This window comes from Acidovorax sp. T1 (genome assembly GCF_002176815.1).
In the GTDB taxonomy this organism is placed as follows: domain Bacteria; phylum Pseudomonadota; class Gammaproteobacteria; order Burkholderiales; family Burkholderiaceae_C; genus Acidovorax.
The window spans coordinates 1621197-1643646 of the sequence record NZ_CP021648.1; the positions used below are offsets into that span (position 1 = coordinate 1621197).

Sequence of the window (22450 nt, forward strand, 5' to 3'; positions counted from 1 at the left end):
TTCTACTTTACGCCGCCGGCTCCCATCGAATCGGTGATTCGAAGTTCCTCGCGACAATCGTGCGGGTGAGCAGACCTCGTGGCACGCATTCGGCGAACTTGACCGACTCGGCGAAGGTGGCAATCTCAGCGTCTGTCAAGGTCAACTGCCCCGGCACTGCATCGGCCAGCAGCGATGCTGGCGCGTGAACGCTCATGGCATCGAATCGAACCTTCTGACCACCGACCGAAGCCTGGTGCGCCCACGTGCGGTTGGCGCGCGTGCCGGCAAAGGTCCAGGTACGTACGGGTGCAGCATCAGATCGCGCCATCACGAAGTGCGTTCCCACCGTCATTGGCAGCTCGTCGGTTAGCGAACTAAGGGCCGCCCTTGCACGCTGCGACAAGGTGACGATTGGCGGGGCGCCTGTGGCGAGCACCGTTCGAATAGCCTGGCAAACATCGCGGCTTAGGCTGCGCGCCCCGCCCATCCAGCGCGCCTTGCCACCTTCCCGTGCCGGCTCCAGCCACACGATTCGTTTGGACCACTCCACCTCGGTGACACGCCAGCTGCGACCCGCCAGCAACAGGAGCCGGTTGTCCTGCTCACCCGTCAAAACGGTCGGATCGATGTAGCCCACCTCGCTCGACCCATGCCGACCAGTCAGCAACATGGATCCGCTGAACGAGGCGAGCAAGTCGCGGTAGTGGCCGCGTGCATACACGCGCTCGGTCTCAGGTCCGACCCTGACCACGCCCTCGGAACGGTCTAGAAACTGCTTCTCCACCATGTGCTCAACCAGCGCCGTGATGTCGTCCGTCGCCAGCTCTGGAAACGATCCGTGAAGCAGCTGGACCACTTCCAGCGTTGGAACCTCGCCGCGCTCCAACACCAGAACCAGTGCTTGCTGCGCGAGGATGGGCCAGGGCTCGGCCGGTGGCACCGCCGCTTCGACCCATGCTTCCGACCACTTCTTGGTGACACCCAGGGCCAGCATGAACGCGTCGTCATTGGTCGTCAGGAACAGGCAGTTCCGTAGGGCGCCTGCGCGTCGGCCGGTTCTGCCCATGCGCTGCAGGAACGACGACACGCTCGACGGCGAATCGATCTGGATCACGCGGTCGAGGTCACCGACATCTATGCCCAGCTCCAGTGTTGAGGTGGCGACGATGGCGCAGTCCTTCTCCTCCGTGAATGCCGCCTCGGCTTGCCTGCGTTCGGAAACGCTGAGGGAGGCGTGGCTCACGAAGGTGCGCATCTCCTTGGCGCGCAGCATGCTGCTCAACTGCTCGGCGCTGCTTCGTGAATCGCAGAAGACCAGCCGCTTCTCGCCCCGATGCAGGCGTGAGATCACTGTGGCTGCGTTTTCGAGCGATGCCACATGATCGATCGTGACGTCGGCCTCCGTGCTCACCGATGCACTGCCCACCACGGCGCGAGTACCGCTGGGTGCGAACCAGGCCAGCAACTCGGTGGGGTTGCTGACCGTTGCCGACAGACCGATGCGTTGCAGCGGTCGTTCCAGATACTGGTCGAGCCGATGCAGCACAGAGCGCATGTGCCACCCTCTGTCGTCCGCCGCGAACGCATGCAGTTCATCGACGATCACGGCACGCAGGTTGCCGAACCATGCTGGCCGATCGACCCGCACCGAAATCAGCATGGCCTCGATGGATTCGGGTGTCGTCAACAGGATGTCGGGCGCATCTCGAAGCGCCCGGTTCTTGCGGGACTGCGAGATGTCGCCATGCCACACCTCCACACGCCGACCCACCAGCCCGGCGTAGTGGGTGAGCCGATGCTCCAGGTTGTTCAGCAGCGCCTTGATCGGGCAGATGTACAAGACGCTCGTCCCGGGCCAGGCCTCGGTCAGCATCCTCGACAGCATCGGAATCGCAGCGGCTTCCGTCTTCCCCCCGGCGGTCGGTGCGAGCAGCAAACAGTGTGAGCCCGCATGAATGGGCGCAATGGCTGCCAGTTGCGTCGGTCGCAGCGTGCTCCAGCCCAGCGTGTTGACAACGTGGTACTGCAGCGATGGGTGCAGCTGCTCGAACTCGTTCACAGCTCGATATCGTCCACGGACGCCGCACTCGCCGCAGCCCGCTCCGTCGCAGACATCTCGGTCTCGGCCAGCGTGAGGGTGTAGTGCTTGCGGGGGTCGAAGTCTTCGTGCAGGTCCACGCGGTCCAGCACATCCGACACCAGCTTCTTGAGGAACAGCCGGGGCGCGACACCGACCTTGCCACCCAGCCCGCCGGCCACCGCGCGTGCAAGGGCGTCCAGATAGCTGTCGTCCACCACCGCCCGAAGGCGCTGCTCGTTAGGACGCCCATCTGCATAGATGTCTCGTACCCGGCGTCCAACCGCGAGCAGCGAGGTGTGGTCGAAGGCTGCCAAGCGGATCTGGACCGCTCTCGGGTTGTCGAATCGCCGGTCGGTGCCGAAGTCCACATGCAGCCGTTGCGCCAGCGGGGCGAGCCTCTGCACCCCTTGCGGGCCGTCATAGAACGCGGGCGTTCCCGTGATTACCAGGTACAGCCCCGGATAGCGGCCAGCGTCGATCTCGTCGATCCACTGACGCAAGGCGTTCAGCCCCTTTTCGCGGGTGTCGGTACGCATGCGCTGCAGCGTTTCCACCTCGTCGAGCACCATCACCAGGCCAGAGAAGCCGCTGTCGCGCAGGATGGTCAGCAGGCCGACGAGAAAGTTGGTGGCGCCGAAGTGATCGAGGTCACCCTTGATGCCCGCCGCACGCTTGATGCTCGCGGCCACGTTCGGCTGTCCTGCCAGCCAACTGATCAGCCCATCCGCCAACATGCCGTCCCCGGCTGCCAGGGCGCGGCGATAGGTTCGCAGCACTGCAGAGAAAGCCGGCGCCGTCTTGCTGATGGCGCCCAGCCTGGCCTCCATCAGCGCGTTCGTGCGCAGCAGAAGCCCCTCCGCGTCGCTGGCGTCCACCGAAGCGTCTGCCAGCACATCCTGCTCCAGGGCATAGAACCAGCCGTCGATCACGCCCCGAAATGCGCCACTTGCCGTGTCGGCGGTGCCGAGGTGTTCGACCAGGCGGCGGTAGACCGTTTCCAGGCGGTGCAACGGTGTCTCGGTCTCGTTGATCTGCACTTCAGTGGCTGCGAAGCCGCGCGTACGAGCCCGCTCCTGCAGCCAGCGGCCAAAGAAGGTCTTGCCGGTGCCGTACTCACCTCGGACCGCCTTGAAGCCGCCGCGGCCGGCGCTGACCGATTCGAGCTCGTCGTCAAGGGTCGGCGCGAACGTATCGATCCCGACGGCCAGCGCATCCAGCCCGCTGCTCGGTACCGTGCCGCGTCGCAGGGCGCTCACGATGTCTTCCCGGCGTGCGGAACTGATCATCGTTGGCCTCCCTGGCCGGGCAGCCGGAATTGCTGGTGTAGCAGCACCACGTTGAGTTCAACCGTACCCGCGGTTTCGTCGACGGTCAGCACCGACGCCTGGTCGACGTTCAACAGCCGCCTGACTGCGCTGAGCAAGCCACCGATCCGAACCTCAGGCAACGACAGTCGGGTCGCCAGAGCTGCCCGGGACAGCTTGCCACCACGCTCGGACAAGGAAGTCAGGAGCAGTCGCATCTTGTCGTCGGGCGGCGCCACGCGCGCGGCCAACTGCCGCTGAGACGCATAGATCGGGCTGCCCAGCAAGGCGCCGATCCAGTCCAAAGCTACGGGCGGGGTTGCAGCCTCTGGTGGCGGCAGATCGACCGGCTCGAACAACTGGGGCTGCCCTTGTTGTGCTGTCGGTTTGCGCCGCGTTGGTTTTGGTGCTGCAGCGGCTGCCGATTGCACACCTGACGACTTCGGCATGGGCGGCAGTTCCCACCACTCCGGTGGGGCCGGCGGTGCCGGGGTCCAGTCGGCCAGGTTGAATCCGAGCGGCACGATCACGCTCAAGGGCACCGTGACTTCCTGGGGCGACAGCCCACCGTGATACCCGTTCTTGCGACCCGCATACCGTGTGCTCTCGCCCCACAGGCACACCACCGCGTTCGATCCGTCGGAGGTGACCACGCGCCCCCCGCTGACCGCCAGTTCGTTGGGCGTCTCGGCGTTCTTGCCCGGGCGCCAACGGTCGCTCTCGCCACCGGGCAACTGCGTAGTGCCGTCTTCGAGCAGATGCCCATGGTCGGCCGTGATCACCACCACCCGACGCGCTTCGCGCGCCTCGCGCAGCAAAGGCAGCAGCAGCCGCAGGTCCTCCAGTGCCCAGCGTTGATGCAACTGATCCGGGCCGCTCAAATGGTCGTCCACCGCGTTGTAGACCACGCCCACCACACGTTGCTGGGTGCTCGCGATGGCGGCGCGCACCTCGGGCGCCAGGTTGGTCGCATCCGCCAAGTCACCCTTGTGGAACAGCCGGGGCGGGGCGTCCGCGCGGCTGTGTGCCAGCAGGGCAGCGTTTGTCGCAAAGCCGGTCTTCTCTTGCGCTGAAGCGCCGACGGTCAGACGCCCACACAGCAGGCTGGCGCGGCTGACCTCGGTGATCGTTGGCAGTGCAGCCACACCAGCCAGCGGCTGTCCCAGGCTGGAAGGCACCATCTCGGCCCAGCCATGGCTGGCAATCCGGGCGAACAACTCCCGGAAGATGCTGGTGCTCAAACCATCCATCACCAGCAGCAGGGTGGGGTGGGCGGCGGCGATCGGTGCCAGCACATGCTCAAGCACCGACTCCAGCGGGATGATCCGACCCTCAGGCGCCGGCTTCTGGGCGTTCCATTGCACCAGCGCCTGTGCGAATGGCTTGGCGAAAGCATTTCGGCGCGCGATGACGGCTTCGCGGCAGGCGCTGTAGGCCTGTGACAAGTCCGGCAGCTCGTCGCCTCCTAGCAGCCGAAAGCGCGCCCAGTCGACGAAGGCGCCTTGGTCAGACTGCCAGGCCACGGCAGTCTGCAAGGATGAAGCGGTCGGCGTGGCGTTCATCAGCCAGCGTGCCAATCGGCGCGCCATCTCGACGCGTTCCATGCGAGGCTTTTGAGCCGCCACCAATGTGTGCCGGAGCGCGCGGTCGGCCTGCAGCTCAACCTGGGCAAGATTGGTTTCCGAGGGCTCTGCCACATGGGCGGTCAGTGCCAGCGCAAAGTCTTCCAGTCGCTGATCCAGCGCGGCCGGCAGCACGTCGCTGAGGTGCGCAAAATCGATGACGCGCAGGTCGCGCAGCAGTGCATCGGCCCGGTCGAGCACCGCACGGGACGCGTCCAGCCCGGTCAGTCGAACGACTTGCTCTGCGGCGCGCGCCCAGGCGCGCCCCTCGGCAACACCGACGTGCTTGCCGTTGACGAAGCGCTCCAGGCGGATCGCTGCCTGGCCGAGACTGGCTTGACCCTCACCGTCCTGGGCAAAGACCACGCCGCAGACCAGGCCCAGTGGCAATGCATCGGCCGTTCGACCCGCGTCGACGCAGCCCAGCACCATCTCCCCGGCAACTCCCGCCGTCTCGCCCAGCCAGCGCATCACGTCGATGCGGGCCGGCGCCGGCAACTGGGCAAGCCTGGGGTCGGCGGCCGGGTTCATCGCCCAGAGCAGCAGCGCCACCGCGTCGGGGCGCGCTGCCTCAATGCCCAGGAATCGATCCAGCACTTCCCGCCATGCGGTTTCAAGGTCGAGGAAGCCATTGGCCACGGGCGGGTAAGTGCCCTGCGACGCGCCGTCGATCAAGGTCTGCGGCATCCACACATAGCGCCCCAGGCGCGCGTCTGTTTCCTTGGCCTGGAACAACTGTCGAACGATGTCCCAGCCCTCGGGTTGAAACACCCGCGCCCTGGCCAGACGGGCGGCGATGTCCTCGGCCACCTCGTGGGTGGCCAGCGGCGTGATCACCACCAGTCCGGATGTCGTCGGGTCATGCTGCTCGACATCACACAAGGCTTCGCGAATGGCCAGCGACGAGTCGCACCACCGAAGCTGGAAATCCCGCCCCTGCTGCTTCAAGGAGTCGGGCCAGGGCTGCTTCGCGTTGGCCCGGATCGCAACGGCAACTGCGGCCGGATCGCTGGCCAGCACGCGTTCGAGTTGGGCCGCGATCTGCGGCGTCGACAAACTCATAGCTTCGTGCCCTTGCGCTGCACCCGCCAGCTGAGCGTCAGCTCGAGGTCGCGTTCACTGGTGACCAGCGTCTTCAGTTCGTCCAGCGCGGTCACCGCAGCAGCGCCACTCAGGTGCAACTGCTGCTTCTCGTCCGCCACCTCCGGCCCGTTGGCGGGCGGGGCAGGGGGCATCACCACGGGCGGCGGCGCCGGCGCCGGCCCGGCACCGGGCGGCGTGGGTGCGGCGGGTGGAGGCGTCACTGGTGCCGGCGCTGCCGCTGCCAGCAGACGCATCGCATCCCGTGCCAGCTCTTCAAGCCGCGGCTTCAAGGCCACTACATGTTCGTCACTGGTCAGTGCCTCGGTCAGGCGGCTCATGATCAGCAGCGCCGCGTCGCGGCGGTGGTCCACCAGGTCGCGAACCACATCGAACAATTGCCAGTTTCCACTGCCCAAGGCATCGGCGCAGACCTGCGCTTGCCCCAGGCTGCGGCTGACCGCCGCCTCGGACGTCTGCAGGCTGGCATTGGCCAGCGTCGTCACCACGTCGCCCTCTGCCGCTTGTGCCAGTGAGGCCAGGAGCGCCTGGGCAGACTCTGCAGACTGCTGGCGTGCCCCGGTGACACCGGGCGCATAGCGCGCCGAACGGTCGCGCACCTGCGACACCAGGCGGGCCACCGCCTCGCGCTTGTCTGCCGCCTTCTGCCGAACCTCATCGACCAACTTGCCGACATTCGCCGCATTGAGCGTTTGGCCGAGCGTCAGGCCGAACAAGCTGGACGCGCGCATCAGCGCGGTCTCCCAGTCTGCCGTGTTCGGGAGCGCCTGCTCCTTGAGCTCCAGCTCATCGGGCAGGCTGTCGATCGTGGGCTCGTACGGCCCGCCGCGCATCGTGAATCGGCGGTTGGTCGATGCCGCAAAGGCCAGGATGATCAGGTTCTGCAGCTCGATGGGCAGGCCCATCGGCGCAGGCGTGTCGATCCACTGCCTCAGTTTCGCCACGGTGATGGCGCCGCCACCGTCCCGCGCATGGCTTTGCGAGAAGCGCGATTGCCAGTGCGGCTCGATCAGCAAATGGGTCTCACCCATCTGCCCCAACTGGCAGGGGTTGACCACCGCACGCACCAGCTTGCGGGTAGAGGTGTCTTGCACCAACCCGCGTTGGCCAGGCGCCTCGATGGCCTTCTGCACTTCAGGCCACACCTTCTTGATGACGCTGGGCTTGATCTCGGTGTCGAACTCCGGGTGGGCAGGGTACTGGTGGGCAAACAACTGCCCCAGCAGGCTCTCGAAAGCCGACTTGAATTCTGCCCCCACCGGTGGCCGCGGCGACAGCGTCGGGTCCAGCGACTTGAACTGCTGATCCGCTGTCAGCGGGTTGCTCACGGCATCACGCGGCTCGGTGCTGATGCCGTAGGCCACTTCCAGCTGCGACCGCAGCTTGATGCGCAGCTGGTCCAGTTGGTTGCGCGCCAGGGCCTTGGCTTGTACCCGGTCGACGAACGACAGGTGGGCGGCGTAGTTGTCAAAGCGCTCACCCTGCAGGATGTAGTCCAGCACCACCAGCCGCCCCAGGTCGGCCAGCGCCTTGTTGCTCAGGAACGAGGGCAGCCACACCAGCGTCTTGGTGTCGCCGCCGCGGTACTCCGCCAGGCGGGCCAGATCGTCGGCGGGGCCGAAGTTCGCATCGTCAAACGGAAAGTCCAGCACCACCGTCCAGGCGCCTGAGCGGCCGCGCAGCCGGTCGTCGGTCATCTCGCGCACGTTCTCGTACAGCAGCTCCACCTCGCGCCGGGTGCCGCGCCAATTGAATTCGTAGGTGGTGAACAGGCCACCGGTGTCCGGAATCTCGAGTTCCTTGAACAGTGCTTCGCGGATCCGCTTGCGCCGGTTGCCGGCGTTGTCGTTCGCCTCGGCCGCCCGCAGGATGGGTTCGATGTCTACGCCCGTCACCTGGATGGAGATGATCGGGTTCTGGTCTTCGGTGATCTTGATCTCGCCGATCTCGCTGGCCCAGTCGCGGCACTTGCGCAGCACGTCCTGCGCCTCTCGGCCCGGGATGGGAGAGCGGAACGTGCCGTGGTTGAGCGCGGCCAGTCGTTGCGCGGTCAGACCCTTCAGTGACTCCACCTCGGGTACCAAGGCGCCCAGCAGCAGCGTCTTGAGCAGGCGGGCGTCGTTGCGCAGGTTCTTGGCGGCGGTGGCGTCGGCCTGGCCGAGCTTGATGGCCTCCCAGGTCACGCTGTGCTGCCGCTCCAGCATGGGCAGCAGCCGCTGGTTGTACAGGCGCTTGGCGTTCTCGAAATGCAGGCGCATGCCTTCGGAGAACGGCTCGTCGCCCTCGGCAATCGCGTCGTACAAATCCCCCACGGGAATCAGCTGGCCCAGCTCCAGATCGGCACGCCGGTCCACGAGCAACTGAAGCATCAGTTTCAAGGCCGTGCGCTCGCGCTGCAGCGCGGCCGACACGGCAATCAAGGTCTGAACCAATGCCGGCGTGAACGGGTAGACCTTGCGGAACATGTCGCGGTCGGCCGTGGTGGTGAGCAAGGTGTCGAGCACGTCCTTGCGCATCTTCATCACATCGTCGAAGGTGCCCTGCAGCGTCTGCCGGGCCGCTTCGTCGATCGGGCGCAGCACGCGCCGCTCGGCAATGGCGGGCAGGTTGCGGTCTTCCAGCGTGATGCGGTGGAAGCGCGCCTCCCAGTGCTTGAGCACGTCGCTGAACTGCACCTGCACCGAGCCCGCCAGGTTTTCACCCACCAGGTCGCGCAGGTCACGCTGCCGCGCCACAAAGCTGACCAGCGGGATGGGTCGGTCGGCGTTGGTGGCCTCCACCAGCTTGACCAGCTTGGTGCCCTCACGGCTGACGAAGTTGACGTCGGCCGCATGGCTGGCCAGCCACAACACCAGTTCGTCCAGGAACAGGATGACGGCGTCGTAGCCCAGGGCCTTGGCGTGGCGGCTCATGATGCTCAGGCCATCGTCCAGCGACACGAACGACTCGCCGCTGCCCGCCAGCGTGCGGTAGGCCGAGAAGAACTGCGTGATCAGGTCGCCCACCAGCCGCGAGCGCTCTTCGCCGTTGGGTGGCTCCAGCATGGCGGCTTCAAAGCTGACCGCGTCCCAGCCGCTGTCGAACTCGCCCCAACCGCCACCACCACCGCCGCCGCCACCTCCACCACCGGTAGCCCCTTCGTTCAGCTTGGTGAAGAAGGGCCCGTCACCGATCTGCGCGCGCAGGTCGCGGGCATCCTTGAACAGGCCTTCTGCGAGGTAGAAGCCGGGTACCGGCGCGTCGGGGTGCTTCTTGCGCACGAAGTCGGCGTATTGGCCGAGGATGGCCGACTCCATGTCGCGCGCGCCAATCATGTGGTACGGCACCAGCAGGAACTTGCGCCCGTCGGTCCAGCTGTGGCGCGCCACCACGTCGGCCAGTTCTGGCGTGGCGCGGGCCTGCGTATTGCCGGCCAGCAGAAGGTTCAGCACCGCCATGAAGTGGCTCTTGCCTGATCCGAAACTGCCGTGCAGGTAGGCCGCCTTGCTGCCGCCGGTCTGCACCGCCTGCTGGATGAAGCCCATGGCGTTGCTGAAGGCATCCACCAACTGCGGTGTGACGACATAGTCGCGCAGCGTCTGCTCGGGCTCGGTGACGCCCTTGGACAGTTGAAGGACGAAGTCGCCCTGGTGCACCCGCTCAGGGATGGAGATGAGGTCTTTCAGCAGCGGCATGCGTGGGCTCCCAGGGCGATATTTGCTTTGGTCACGGCTTTGGATTCCGGGTCAACAGTTCAAAGAAGGAGGCAGGAATACCTTCGTCCTTCACGATGCCGTCCGAGGCTGGCCTGAACAGGGCCTGCAGGATCAACTGCCGATCCTCGGCGCTCGACAGGCGGTCGCCTTCAAGCAATGACAAGTAGGTCTTGACCATCACCACCCGTTCAGCGGCGTCGGCCATCAGGTGCATGTTGCTCAAGAACATGCGAACCACCAGGCGCACGCCCCACACAGCAAACAAGCCGATCAGCACCAAGACTGCGATCCGCCAGGATTCCGGTGCGCTGCCCTTGGGCGTTGCCACAAGCAGATCGTGTATCTGCCATCCCAGGCCAAGCGCAGCGCCAGCGATACCGGCGAAGGACAGGCCGCCGGTGATCCATGTCAGCCGGGTGTGGCCAGCGCGCTTGGTCTCCCAATACTCGGCGGGCGCCTTGAGCCCCATCTCCTCGCGGTAGAGCTTGCGCAGCGCCTCCATGCCCGATTTGTGTTCGTTCAACAGCGCCTCAAAGGCCTTGGCGCGCTCATCTTGCGCATCGGTGAACTGTGTCGATTGAGCGGTCGACGTGGCCTGCACACCATCGGCCAGTTGGGCGTAACTGCGGTGAAGCGCGTCGTACTTCTCGGTCTTGTCGGCGACGAGTTCCTCCGCCTTCACACGAAGCTGCTCGAAGGACTGTTCGGCGGCTTGCTTCTTGCCCTTTGCGGCCGACGGTGCGGGCTGGAACCGGTCCACCAGGCCATCAACCAGACCGCGCCATGCGTTCAGGTCATTGGGCTGGAATTGATGTCCCTGATCTGGCGGAACATGGACAGCGAGCAAGAAGCTCGCTGCTTGGTCTCCGACATCCTGCCGGTAGGCGTCGATGCGTTTGGCCAGTGGTGTTGAGCTGTGGGGCAGCTTGCGCCTGACCAATGCTTCCTGGATTTGGGTCTTGCTGCTTTCCAGGCTGTTCTGGGCCTGCTGCGGATTCGACGCCACGTACTGCTGTGACTGGTTGGCGTTGTTCAGCGCGTGGTTGAACTGATCGAACGCTTGGCGGAAGCCCTGTTCATGATTGCCATAGTTGCGCTGGTTAGCCCACGACCAGAACTGCTGCTCCTTCTGGATCCACTGGGTGAGCTCCAGCACATTCGTCGGCGCAAGACGACCGCCGTTGTGGCCCAGATCGAGCGTGAACAACGGTTCGGGGTTCGGCAAGGGCAGCGAAGCGGAATCAGACATGTGCGGAGTCTCTTTGCGCGCTCAGGTGGCCCGGCGGCGGCCGCGTCGTACCGGGCCGGCAGCCGGCTTCCAAGCTCGCAGGTCGTCCAGCGTGAAGCCATGCGAGCGCGCTTCTTCGGACACGAAGCCCTTGTAGTACGCGCCCATGCGCTCGCCGTAGACCGGGTCCACCTCGTTGTGCCATTGCTCCAGCCAGGGCACCAGTTCCAGCAGGCCCGCCAGCAGGGGTTGCAGGCGCGCTGCCTCCCAGCCTTCGCTTTCCTTCATTTCAAGGTAGTAGGCGGCCAGTGCGGTGGCCTGCTGCAGATGGTCCCAGCCGGCCCATGCGATGGGCAGGCTGCCATCGGCGCCGCGTTCGCAACCGGGGTAGCTGACCCAACGTTCCTTGGGTACGTCCAGCCCGCCACGCAGATCCCAGAACGTGACCTTGAGAAAGTCTTCCTTCTTGTACTTGGGCGGGACGGGAATGCTGCCGACGCTCTCGCCCTTGTCTTCGCGCCGCTGCAGTGCCCAGGTGTCTTCCCATTGCGCGCGCTTGCGAAGGCCCGTGTCGGAGTAGCGCAGGGCAGGCAGAAAGGGAACGGACTCTGCCGTGACCAAGCCAGCCACCAGTTGTGCCACGTCGAAGTCAGCGTGGCCCGCATACAGCGCGGCGATCTGCATGAACTCGGCGTCGCGCTGGACCGTGTCAGCCAGCCGGCTGGTGGTGTTGATCTGCGGCGGTTGATCGGTGCTGGCAACCCAGAGCGCCTTCGACTCCAGGCGGGCCAGCAGCCAGTCACGCAGCGCTGCCTGTTCCAGGTCTGCCCACTTGGGTGAATTCCAACGCCGCTTGTAGAGCGGCTGCTCCAAGAGCCGCAGCGTGGGGTCGCGTTCGATCAGTTCAATTCGACGCTGCACGACGCGTCGATAGGTTTCTGGCCAGCGTGCCGGAATCTCGGCGGTGGGTGTCGACCCGTGGCGGTCGAACCAGTTGGTGGTTTCCTTGCCGGCAGCAACTCGACGGGCCAGCACAATCTCGAAGGCCCGCTCACCGAGCTCCACTTCAACTGGGGTGCTGTGCTCCACCTCTTCGACGGAGACGCCAGCAGGTAGGAGCTCGTACAGACGGTAGCAGTGCCAATCCAGCTCCTCCTGCTCGCCAATCATGTGCTGCCGAACTTGTGCGGCGCGCGCGTGAGCCGCATCCAGGCTGGCGCGGGTGGGCGCTGGGCTTGAGGCCAGCAAGGCGGCGGGCTGAAGCGTGCTGAGCTGCTGGACCAGCGCGTCCATTCGGCAGGCACTGTCCAACGGCCGGCCCTTGCTCAAAGGGAACTCGGCGACGTTGGTGGCGTTGAAGGCGAAACGCTCTTCCCACATCTGGCCCTGGCCGTCTTTCGGAAAGCAAACCTGCTTCAGCCAAAAACACGCCACCGAAGAGTTCAGCAGACCGATAAGGCCGAGATGCTCTTCTTCGCTCTTGCCTGCGCTCAGCTTTATCACGGGAGCGGTGCGATTGAATACTCGACCGCGCGGGGCAAGAGAAAAATGGTTATGAGTAGTAATTTCGCCGTAGGCGATCAGTAGTTCTGCGCGGGCACGGTCGCGCGGAAATTGGTGATAGTCCCACCATGGTCGTCCAGCTTCTCTATAGGTTTGGCCACCGAAAACAGAACGGCTCCAAAGGGTAGTGCGATAGTTCCAAAGCCATTGAAGAGGTGGTTGGTACTCGACGCTCTTCCACTGTTCGATCTGTTCGTCGTAAGGGAAAAATATTCCTTCATTGGCGATAGATTCCCAATCGCGAACGCCGTCACCGCGAACGCAAGTCCGGGAAAACTGTTTGCCTTGGACACGCTCAAAGAAGCTGCTCGGTTGAACAAATATGTCATCCGCATGAGTGTCTTGAAAGAATCCCATTGCCTCCGTCTTGGCATTCAAGCGCGAAATGGAGCCCAGCTCAATCGCCTCCTTCAATTCAGCAGCTCCTCCCCCTCCAATACTCCAAGGATGCTTGCCGAAGACAGACCTCGCTATATCGGCAACACTGACAAATTCGCTGTTTGCATCAGGGTGGTCGACGTTCCCTGTGATTGCGGACCAAACTGGCCCATGTGCAGGATCAGCTGGTATTCCTGAGTCCGCCTTTTTGCCCATCACTGTCCGCACGACGGCATCTACCGGACTTCGGTGCCGACCGAAGAGGATTACTGTCGCAGTGCCGTCTCTGTTGTGACCAGGTATCCACGCGCCCGAACTGTCAATGACATGTGATAAGTCAAGTCGCGGGAGTACCTCCTCGACTAGTTTGCTGCCGAACTCACGCTTCATAAATGAATTCGTGGTGATTAGCCCGACGAAGCCTGCGAAGGAACCTTTTCGTCCCGTGAGCGCGAGTTCAAAAAACCGTTCGGTAAACGGGCAGCCCAGGGAGTATTGGCGGTGGCAACTTATGTATCGATTCCTATATGCGGCATTGAGCGTTGCGTCTTTGACGACGATGTACGGAGGATTGCCTACAACCGCGTGGTACTGGCGACCGAGGATGCGCTGAACGTCAGCCAAATCTTCGCTTGCATACGCATGCGCCAAACCTGTTCCGGCGTAATGCTCAGCACCCTCGAACATACCCTCCGTGGCTGTCAGACCGAAGCGCTTGCCGTGCAGCAGGCTGTCGCCGATGGCCACATGGATGTGGAAGTCCGGTGCTTCGCTCAGCTTGTGCACGTCGCTGGCCAGCAGCGCCGCCACCAGCAGCCGGAAGCGCGAAATCGCTACCGCAAACGGGTTCAAGTCCACACCCGCCACGGCGTCCAGCGCCTTCTGGGCGATGTCGCGTCGGTTGCGAGAAGGCTCGGCGCGCTGCCATTCGTCCACGAAGCGGTGGAACGCGCCCAACAAGAAGTGGCCTGAACCGCAGGTGGGGTCGATCAGGCTCGCCGTGCGGTAGCCGAACTCGCGGATGGCGGGCGTCAGCGTGCGGTCGAGGATGAATTCTTCGACGAACTCGGGCGTCTGCAGCAGCGCATAGCGCTTGCGGGTGGCTTCGCTCAGGTCCTGGTACAGGTCGCCCAGGAAACGGGTGTTCCAGGTCGGGTCGGTGAAGTCGTGCGCCAGCGCGCCGGTGTTCGGGTCCACCTGCTGCCAGAACTGGCGCACGGCCATGGCCGCATCACCGCTGATGCCGAGCCGGAACACGGGGTTGTGGCCCTCGTCGAAGAAGGTGTGCAGCCCCGGCAGCGTGCCGGCCTCTCGAAACGAAGCCAGCAGGTATTCACGGTCGCTGTGCAGCGGGTTGGCACGGAAGTAGGCCTCGTGGCGATCGCGCGCCAGGGCCAGGTTGCCCGATTCAGGCGTGCCGCCCAGCCAGGGGCGGTCAACCAGCTTGTTGTCTTCGATGAAGCGCAGGAACACGCAGGACAGCAGCCAATGCACGCCGGCCTGGGTGATGACCTGGTCGACCCAGGTCTCGAAGGTCTCGGCTGTGCGGTCGGCGTCGCGTGCGGCCTGCCACTCGGCTTGCAGGCTGGTCTTGAGCTCAGTGACTTCGTCGATGCGACGCAGCAAGTCTTCTTCCAGGCGCTTGAGCAGCCGGGTGAGATCCGCAAGGAGTTGGGGGGCTTTGATCACGTGGTGGCTCTTCCTGCGGTCGCGGTCTTTGCGCGGTGCTTGTTTTCGATCCAGGCCTGCGGCAAAGCCAGGGCACGGGTGTTGTGGATGTTGTTCACCATCGGCACGGCCACGCCGTCGATGACCGGCAAGCCTTGGTGGCTGGTAGGCAGCAGCACCCACACGCTGGGGGTGTGGCCGGGGCGGCCGGCGTTCTCTTCCAACTCTGTGATCAGCCCCATCAGGTCGTACCTGGCCAGCAGGCCGACGCTGACCAGCAACACAGGCGCAGGGCTGTTGAGCAGCGCAGACCGAAGCGCTGGCAAGGTGCGTTGAACCAGGCGCTGCAGGTTGATCCAGTGGCGGCTGCCGCGGTCAGCGGCGTCGGCTTGAAGCACGACGTTCCAATCGACACCGGCCGTCTTGGCCTGGTCGCGCAGGGCGGCCAGCAGCAGCGCGTCGAAGTTGACCCGCTGAAGCGGAGCAGGCAGCACGCCCGGCGTGCCGAAGCGGTGGAGCAGCTCGGCCTCGGCATGGCGGGCGATGCGCGGGTGGACGGTGAGCACGAGCATGCCGCCTTGCTGCAGACCGCGCACCAGGCGGTCTTCCACTGCGGCGGCCTGGACCACATCGTTGTCGCCCGATGCATGCGCCGTGAGCAGCGTGGCGTGGCGCGAGAACTGCGTAGTGGTTCCGGCGGTTTGCGCCCGCCCCAGCGTGGCCAGGCGGAAGGCGCCACGGCCATCGGCCGCTGTGGCGTCCCAGGCCAGCGGTGCGCCAGACTCTTCGAGCAGGCGATCGAGCTCGGGGCGCTGGGGCAGGCCTGCCGCTTCGGGGTAGCGACCTTGCACACGCCCCTGAATGTCTGCCACGGTCAGCTCAGGCGCACCCACCAAGGCACCCAGTGACTGCTTGAGGGCTTGCAGCGGCGCCATGCCGCGTGGGTAGATTTCTTGTCTGCTCGACACTGCCGCTTTGCGCGACGCCGAGGCGGCCAGGCGCAGCAACCGCGTGGGTGTGAGCGGGCCGATTGGCAGGGCGCCGGCAGCCAGCGTTGCGGTTGACGACTGAGGCAGTGGCACGCCTTCCAGCGTTTCAAGCACGCGCGAAGGCGGCAGCAGCGGGTCGGCCAACGCGCAGGCATCGGCCGCGGCGCCCAGCTGGCGCGCGTAGTCGGCCCAGGCCGACGCGCTGGCGATCAGCATCGAGGGCTGATGGTCAAAGGCCTCGAAGCGGGGCTGGTCAAGGTGGGCTTCGGCTTCCACGGCAGCCCGCAACACCGCGGTGGCCTGGCGCAGGCGCTCGACGTCGTCTTGCGCTGCACAGCCGCGCAGGGCCAGCAAGGCCATGGCGCCTTCCGCAGCGCTCATCACCTGCCCTTGGCTGCGCAGCAGTGAATCGATCTGCTGGCGCAGTTCGGTGAAGGCGGGGTTCTTCAGCCAGCGCTCGCGGGCCTTGATCAGGGCGGCGGTGAGGGTGGTGCGGTCCACTTCGCCGGCCTGCGCGGAATCACCCAGGCTGGGCCACACACCGGCCTTCACGGCGTCGTCCAGCCCCAGGTAGTGGGCGAGTGCGGCTTCTTCCGGGCGGTCGTCGCCGGCCGGGCGGCGCGGCAGCAATTGCGCGGCCAGCTCGTTGATGCTGACGGCGCCGTCGGCATCTTCGTCGTCGTGCGCCGCAGCGCGGCCCTGGGTCAGGTCCGGACGGCGGCGTGCCAGATCCTTCGCCGTGAGTCGGATCTCCTTGCGAATCTTGTCACCCACACCGCGCAGGTAGCGAAAGCGGATGCGATCCACCGCGAGCAGTTCACGCGCGTTGTGGATGCCCATGCGTTCCAGGACGTCTTGAGCCTCCAGGCTGTAGCCCAGCTCAGCCATGGTGGTGAGCGGGGTTGCAGTCAGCGCGATCGCGCCGAAGCCACTGTCTGCAGTGCTGTCACCCGCTTGGCCGGGATGGACGGTTTGCCTGGCCGTGAAGATGGCGCGCCAGGCGCGCAGCATTTCCTCGGCGTTGTCGAAGCGTTCCTTGTAGTCGCGCCTGAGCGCCTTGGCGAAGAAGGTCGTGAAGCCCTCGCGCGTGACGGGGTCGAAGACATCGCTCTCGATGCTGGCTTCGACGTCGAGCATGGCCGGCGAGGTGTTTCCGTCTCCCCAGACGGGGGGCTGGCCCACCGCCATCTCGTACAGGGTGACGGCGAGCGCAAACCGCTCGGCATACAGATCCCAGCGCGGCGGCCGGCGCATCGACAGAAAGGGGTCGAGGTAGGGGTGCGTGCCGGCCGTGATGTTGTCGGCCGGCGTGCGGCACAGCGAGAAGTCGAACAGCACAAGCTGCAGCTTGCCGGTGCGGTTTTCGGCGATGCCAATGTTCTCGGGCTTGATGTCGCGGTGGGCGACACCCTCCGACTCGAGGTGGTTCACAGCCTCCATCAGCTCTTCACCGAAGCGCTGCAGCATGTCGAGCGACAGCCGGCCTTCGTCTTTGATCTTCTCGGCCAATGTCCTTGCGCCAGCGCTCTTGAGTAGCAGGGCAGTGCGGCCCGCGACGGTGAGCGTTTCGCGGTGGGCGACGATGTTCTGGTGGTGCAGCCGGGCGAGCACTTCGCCTTCGGCAACCAGGCGGTCGTTGTGCGCGATGTCGCAGGCCACCTTGAGGATGTGCTCTTCTTCGCTGCCGTCCCTGCGCACCAGCAGGGCGTCGCTCGACGAGCCGCGCCCCACGCGCTTGACGACGGTGAATCCGCCCTCCAGCCGGTCGCCGGTACTGGCGATGCTGGGGTCGACGGTGGCTTCCGGATCGGGGGTGGTCAGTTCATCTTCAACCCGGTCCAGGTCGTCGAGGAAGCCCTGGATTGAGTCGTAGCGCGCCAGCAGGTCGGGGTAGGTGGCGAACTGGATCAACTCCTGCTGCCGCGCGCCGCAACCGTCCATGGTGTCAGACAGGCGCAGACCTTGGCCGACCCGCAGCTTCTCAGCCAGATCCAGCACCGACTCGGCCGGCGGCTGGCCGCTGAAGAGGTAGTAGGCGATGCAACCGAGGGAGAAGACATCGAGACTGGGGCCCTGCGCCGGGTCGGCCCGAGTGGTTTCGGGCGCCAGGTAGATCAGTCCGGGGTCTTCGACGTAGTCCTCGACGTGGCGGGTGCCGGTCGTGCGATGGACGGTGTTGGGTGAGGCCAGATCGCCGACATTGCGCGATGCCGTCTGCCAGTTCATCAGCCGGACGTGCATCACGGCTCCATCCAGGTCGTTGACGAGGATGCTCTGTGGCCCAAGGGCGCGGTGATACAGGCGCTTGGAGTGCGCGTACTTGAGCGTTTCCGCGATGTCGCGGACGAGCTGAAGCCGCTGGGTGACGGTGAGGGTCTTGCCGCGCTCGCGCAGCAGGTGGTCCAGGCGCACGGCCTTCGGGTCGTGATCGAAGATCAGTGCGGGCCCGAGTTCGGTTTCCTTGTAGTCCTTGACCTTCAGGATGCCCGGATGGTCGATACCTTCGAGGATCTCGAATTCACGGCGCGCCTGGCGAACCCGCGTCGCCCGGATCTCGGGGCTGGACGCGGTGGCCACCGTGTAGATGCGCACGCGCCGGTGCACCGTGTCGATGCTGACGTGGCTGGCTTCCCAGTCCTGAAATCCCTCGCCCTCGGCGAGCAACTTGGTGAGCCGGTAGTCGCCCACCTGGCGGTGCTTGTTGGACGGGCGGATGCCCGCCTCGGCCAGGCCACGGGCGATGGCGCGCGCCTGGGCGGCGTCCACCGACGTGGTCGCCCGGTTGGTGATGCCATTGGCCAAGGCGCCGACGATGCCGGGGTCGTCCACAGTGCCCGGCCGCCCGTGCTGGAAGGTGGCCGTCCTGGCCAGGCCTTCCAGCTGGCATGACAGGCTGCTGGACGACAGAAAGATTGCCGGCTCGACGAAGGGGAGCCGGATCTTTGCCTTGGTGATGGCGGGCTGGCGGCGCAGCAGGCTGGCCAGCCGCTTGGCTTTGCGGTTGGCCAGGATGACCGGGTTGTCGTAGGTGCTGGAGCGCCCGTCGGTGGTCCAGGTCCAGCTGTGCGCATCGCCCCGCAGCACGCCAGGACGGCTCTTGATCTCGACCAGGAACAGGCCGGCCGGAGAAAGCACCAGCGCGTCGACCTCGCTGACCTTGCCTTCATCGTCGATGAACTCAAAGTTCGTCCAGACGTGCCAGGAATCGCGGTCGGGCAGGTTGCTGCGCAGCCAGTCCAGCGCTTCGCGTTCCCACGCGAAGTTGGACTCGGCGATGACGTGCCAACGGGCGGCGCTGAGGCTCATGGACGTTCCTCGGCGGCTTCTGGCAGGTGTTCAAAGAGTTCGCCCACCTGGCAGCGGAAGAGGCGGCACAGCAGGTCAATCGCCGGCAGATCGACCCGGGTGGCGGTCTCTTTGTAGAGCGCTGTGATCGTGCTGCGATTGAGCCCGGTCTCTCGCACGACATCAGAGATGCGGAGCTTGTCTCGCCCCATCAGGGTGGAGAGATTGCAGCGGATCATGGCCTTGTTTGTGGGGTGGGGTGATGCGTAGGATAATAAAACGCGCTGCAACGCACAACCCCAATTGTATAGAACCTCCAAGATACCGCGTTTGGGATCGCGCGGCCGCCAACCCATTTGGACCCCAATCGTTTACGCTTACGCCATGAGTGCCGACGCCAGTTCGTTCACTGACAAGTGGTCTGGATTCCTCGCCAGCGTGTGGACGCAGGTTCGCGCGGCGCTGGTCGTCGGGCTGCCCGAAGAGAACGAATCCCGCTCAGGCTCTGGGCACAACGCCACCGCTGGCGATCAGTCGACGCGCCGTGCGATTCGTTCGTTGGACGACTACGCGGGTCATCAGACCAGAAACGGGCTCGGCAGTCTGGACATCGGCGCCGGCCGGTCGCGCATCGGCGAGTAGTTCAGCGCTCCGGCTTTCCGCCGGGCCTGGGCAGGGCTGTCGAGTCCGCGGGCTTGGGCTCCGGGCCTGCGACGGGCACGCCGTCTCTCCCGAAGTGCCATTCGCCGATAGGCTGCCGTTTGGGCGGTGTGCCGATCTCGGGGGTGCCGGCATTGGCGCCCACCGTGTCCCAGACCGCCCGGTTGCCACCGTGGTTCGGGCTGACCTTGCCGGCGCGCACGGTGCCGCTGTAGTTTTCGCTGAGCGTGCCAGCGTCCGCCGACACCTGACGGCGCCCCTTCTCGATGGCGCCTGCTGTGTCGCGCTGGCCCTGATTGACCCGGCCTGAGACGTCGTTTCCGACAACCTTGCCCGGCTGCACTCGCGCCCCGGATTGACGGGCTCGGACGTCGGCGTCGTTGCGATTGGCCTGGTCGGTGATCGCGCTGCCGTCTGCTACGCGAACCTGGCTGTCGTACTGGTCGCGCAATGGGGACGACCAGCCCATCGACTGAGGAAGCGGTTGGCTGGGGCCAAGCGGGCTGTCGGTGGGGACGTAGCCGCTGGCGGCGCTGCCGCCACGGGCGTACGAGTACGCGATCTCGGCCACTGCCCGCTGCATCTTGATTGGGTCTTCTTCGCGCAGGAGGCCGCGCTCGGCCAGTCGCTGGGCCGCGTAGTTGGTGAAGTCGGTTTGGGTGCCGCTGCCCCATTCGCGCATGAATTGCGCGGTGCGCGCCAGTTCCTTGGCACGGCCATAGGCGCTGTCGCTTGAGGACTGCCGTTCGCTGGCTTCGCGCGACGACGAGTCGTAGCCGGCGGTGGCGCTGGTGCGGTTGCTGCGGGCCCACTGGTAGGCGTCGGACGATCGGAAGTCCTTGACCAGGGCACTGGCGTCCGAGATCTGAGCGCTTTCAGCGGCCTTGCGGGCGTAGTCGTAGGCGCTCTGAAGGGTCTGCTGATCGACGGCACGGCCCTCTGCCTTGGCGTCGGCGCCGATCTCGGTCAGCGGAATCTTCGCGCCGATGGAAGCCGATGCAGCAATCGTCTTTCCGACGGTGGAATCGTCGCTCAGGCCAAGTCGACGATTGACGTCGCGCGCGACTGAATTCAGGGTCTGGAACTGGGTGTTGGTCGAGCCGCCCTCGGAGGTGCTGGTGGCACCGGTGCGCTGCTGGGATTTCTCGTAGCTGTCCTGGATACCCAGCGCGTGGGTCATCGCGGTGGCCTGGCTGCGCTGCATGGCTTCGCGTTGCGTGGTGGCGAAGGACTCGGCCTCGCGAGCGCTCTCGCCCACCGCGGTGGCCTGGCGCTCGGTGACGGTGAAGGTGCTGGCCAGGCGGCTGAGGGTGGCCTGGTAGCGGAACACGCCGGCGTCTGGGCCGCTGCCCTGGATGGTGGTGCCGCGGGCGTCGGTGGTGCTGGCCATGAAGGCCGAGGTGCGAGTCGGCGCGAGCTGCTGTTGGTCGAAGGAGACCGAATCTTGCGTGACCAGGCCCTTGGTGGCGCCGGCTGCTTCGCTCGACGCTGCCGACTGGATGGCGCTGGTGGCGGTCACCGCTTGGAAGGCGACTTCGCCGCCCTTGATGATGGCGGTGGCGATGATGGGGATCGACACCACCATGTAGCCGGCGATCGCCTGGTCGGAGATGGCGCCTTGGTAGATGGCGGCCGCGGTGTCCAGCGTCAGGCCTTGGCCTCCCGAGCCCATGCGGGCGGCCGCTGCGAGATTTCGGGCGCTGGCCAGCGTGCCGACGTAGTTCAGGATGGCATAGAGCGGTGGCCAGAGCTGGATCCACACCAGGCTCATCACGAAGCTCTTGATGGCCATGGCCAGGCCGCGACCCTGGGCCAGCAGGAACAGCAGGAAGACGAAGGGGAAGACGGCGTAGACCACCGCCTCGATCACGTTGCGCACCATGGGCAGCGCCTCGGCTGCGATGCGGCCCATCGTCAGAAAGGACGCGTTGGTGGATGCGGTGGCGTTGGCGCGGGCGGTGGCGAGCATGGTCGCTGCGGGGTCGTTGAGCTTGAGCCCGGCCAGGCTGTTGGTGTCCTGCACCAGGTTGATCATGATGTTCTGGCGCAGCAGGTCGGCGGCGCCCTGGGCCGCGACGGCGATCTTGGTCTTGGTGTAGGCCTGCTCGATCTGGCCATCGATCACGCCCGGCGCCAGCGCTGGGTCCATCGAGGGGTTGAGCTGGAACGCGAGCAGGGCGCGGGCTCTGGCGATTTCCGGTGGCAGTCGGTTGGCGAGCTGGGTGTAGACGTTGGGGCAGGTGTCGACCTGGACCGGTGTGCCCCAGGTCGAGAAGCGTGCCGGGTTGGGGTTGCCCATCAGCGACCAGATGTCGGTGCTCTGGGAGAAGGCAGCGGGATCGATGGTGCCGTCCTGCAGGTCATAGACGGTGCAGTTGTAGACGTAGGCGATCAGGTCGGTGCGCAGTTGCGGGTCCCCGATGGTGGCCGCACGCGAGGCCTGGATCAGCCGGTTGCCGAACATCACGCCGTTCTTCTGGTACGTCAGCTCGGCCGGCAACTGCGCGTTGGTGTCCGGGATCACCTGGAAGGCCGTCTCGAAGAACCGGGTCATGACGTCGCCAACCCGGCTGGTGTAGTGGCCGAAGAAGGCCACACCGATCGGCACGTTGCCCACCGCCACCGGCGGCTGGCTGCCCAGCTTGTCGACCACCACCACATCGACCTTGGGCAGGAACATGGCGTTGTAGACCAGCATGAAGCCGATGAACCAACCCCAGCCTGCGAACCGCCCCGGCGTGAAGAGCCCTGCGAAAGCGGCCACCAGCACGCCGGTGATCGCCACCGTCTGGATCAAACCGAAATAGTCCGCGCCGCCCATGATGGCGGCGATCGCGTTGAAGACCCCGGTCAGGGTGTCGACATTGCCGTAGGCATAGATCTCGAACATCCGTG

Annotated in this window: 10 protein-coding genes; 1 reads left to right on the forward strand and 9 read right to left on the reverse strand. The window is 65.5% G+C overall.

Annotation, left to right across the window (positions count from 1 at the left end; all coding sequences use genetic code 11):
- Positions 1-7 precede the first annotated feature (7 nt).
- The 8 genes from CCX87_RS07720 to CCX87_RS07755 are packed head-to-tail and all read right to left on the reverse strand — an operon-like array spanning position 8 to position 19134.
- Positions 8-2041, reverse strand: a complete 2034-nt coding sequence (locus tag CCX87_RS07720) for a DEAD/DEAH box helicase (RefSeq protein ID WP_087745219.1) — start codon at positions 2039-2041, stop codon at positions 8-10.
- Positions 2038-3348 (reverse strand): BREX system ATP-binding protein BrxD, encoded by a 1311-nt coding sequence (brxD, locus tag CCX87_RS07725; RefSeq protein WP_087745221.1) that lies wholly within the window; start codon positions 3346-3348, stop codon positions 2038-2040. Before brxD ends, CCX87_RS07720 begins: the two co-directional genes overlap by 4 nt.
- Positions 3345-6050 (reverse strand): BREX-2 system phosphatase PglZ, encoded by a 2706-nt coding sequence (gene pglZ, locus CCX87_RS07730; RefSeq protein WP_087745223.1) that lies wholly within the window; start codon positions 6048-6050, stop codon positions 3345-3347. The genes brxD and pglZ overlap by 4 nt, the downstream gene beginning before the upstream one ends.
- On the reverse strand, positions 6047-9763 hold the full coding sequence (locus tag CCX87_RS07735; RefSeq protein WP_087745225.1) for a phage resistance protein: 3717 nt from the start codon (positions 9761-9763) through the stop codon (positions 6047-6049). Before CCX87_RS07735 ends, pglZ begins: the two co-directional genes overlap by 4 nt.
- Before the next feature lie 31 nt (positions 9764-9794).
- Positions 9795-11033: a DUF6161 domain-containing protein gene (locus CCX87_RS07740; RefSeq protein ID WP_143218335.1), complete on the reverse strand. Its 1239-nt coding sequence runs from the start codon at positions 11031-11033 to the stop codon at positions 9795-9797.
- 21 nt (positions 11034-11054) lie between these two features.
- Complete coding sequence (pglX, locus tag CCX87_RS07745) at positions 11055-14642, reverse strand: BREX-2 system adenine-specific DNA-methyltransferase PglX (RefSeq protein ID WP_087745229.1); 3588 nt, start codon at positions 14640-14642, stop codon at positions 11055-11057.
- Positions 14639-18916 (reverse strand): BREX system serine/threonine kinase PglW, encoded by a 4278-nt coding sequence (gene pglW, locus CCX87_RS07750; RefSeq protein ID WP_087745232.1) that lies wholly within the window; start codon positions 18914-18916, stop codon positions 14639-14641. The genes pglX and pglW overlap by 4 nt, the downstream gene beginning before the upstream one ends.
- Positions 18913-19134 carry a helix-turn-helix domain-containing protein gene (locus tag CCX87_RS07755; RefSeq protein ID WP_087745234.1) on the reverse strand — a complete coding sequence of 74 codons (222 nt, stop codon included), beginning with the start codon at positions 19132-19134 and terminating at the stop codon, positions 18913-18915. Before CCX87_RS07755 ends, pglW begins: the two co-directional genes overlap by 4 nt.
- Before the next feature lie 145 nt (positions 19135-19279).
- Between CCX87_RS07755 and CCX87_RS07760 the strand changes: the two genes are divergently transcribed.
- Positions 19280-19537 (forward strand): hypothetical protein, encoded by a 258-nt coding sequence (locus CCX87_RS07760; protein WP_087745237.1) that lies wholly within the window; start codon positions 19280-19282, stop codon positions 19535-19537.
- A gap of 1 nt (position 19538) precedes the next feature.
- On the opposite strand, the gene CCX87_RS07765 is transcribed toward CCX87_RS07760, so the two are convergent.
- Positions 19539-22445 (reverse strand): conjugal transfer protein TraG N-terminal domain-containing protein, encoded by a 2907-nt coding sequence (locus CCX87_RS07765; protein ID WP_087745239.1) that lies wholly within the window; start codon positions 22443-22445, stop codon positions 19539-19541.
- Positions 22446-22450 lie beyond the last annotated feature (5 nt).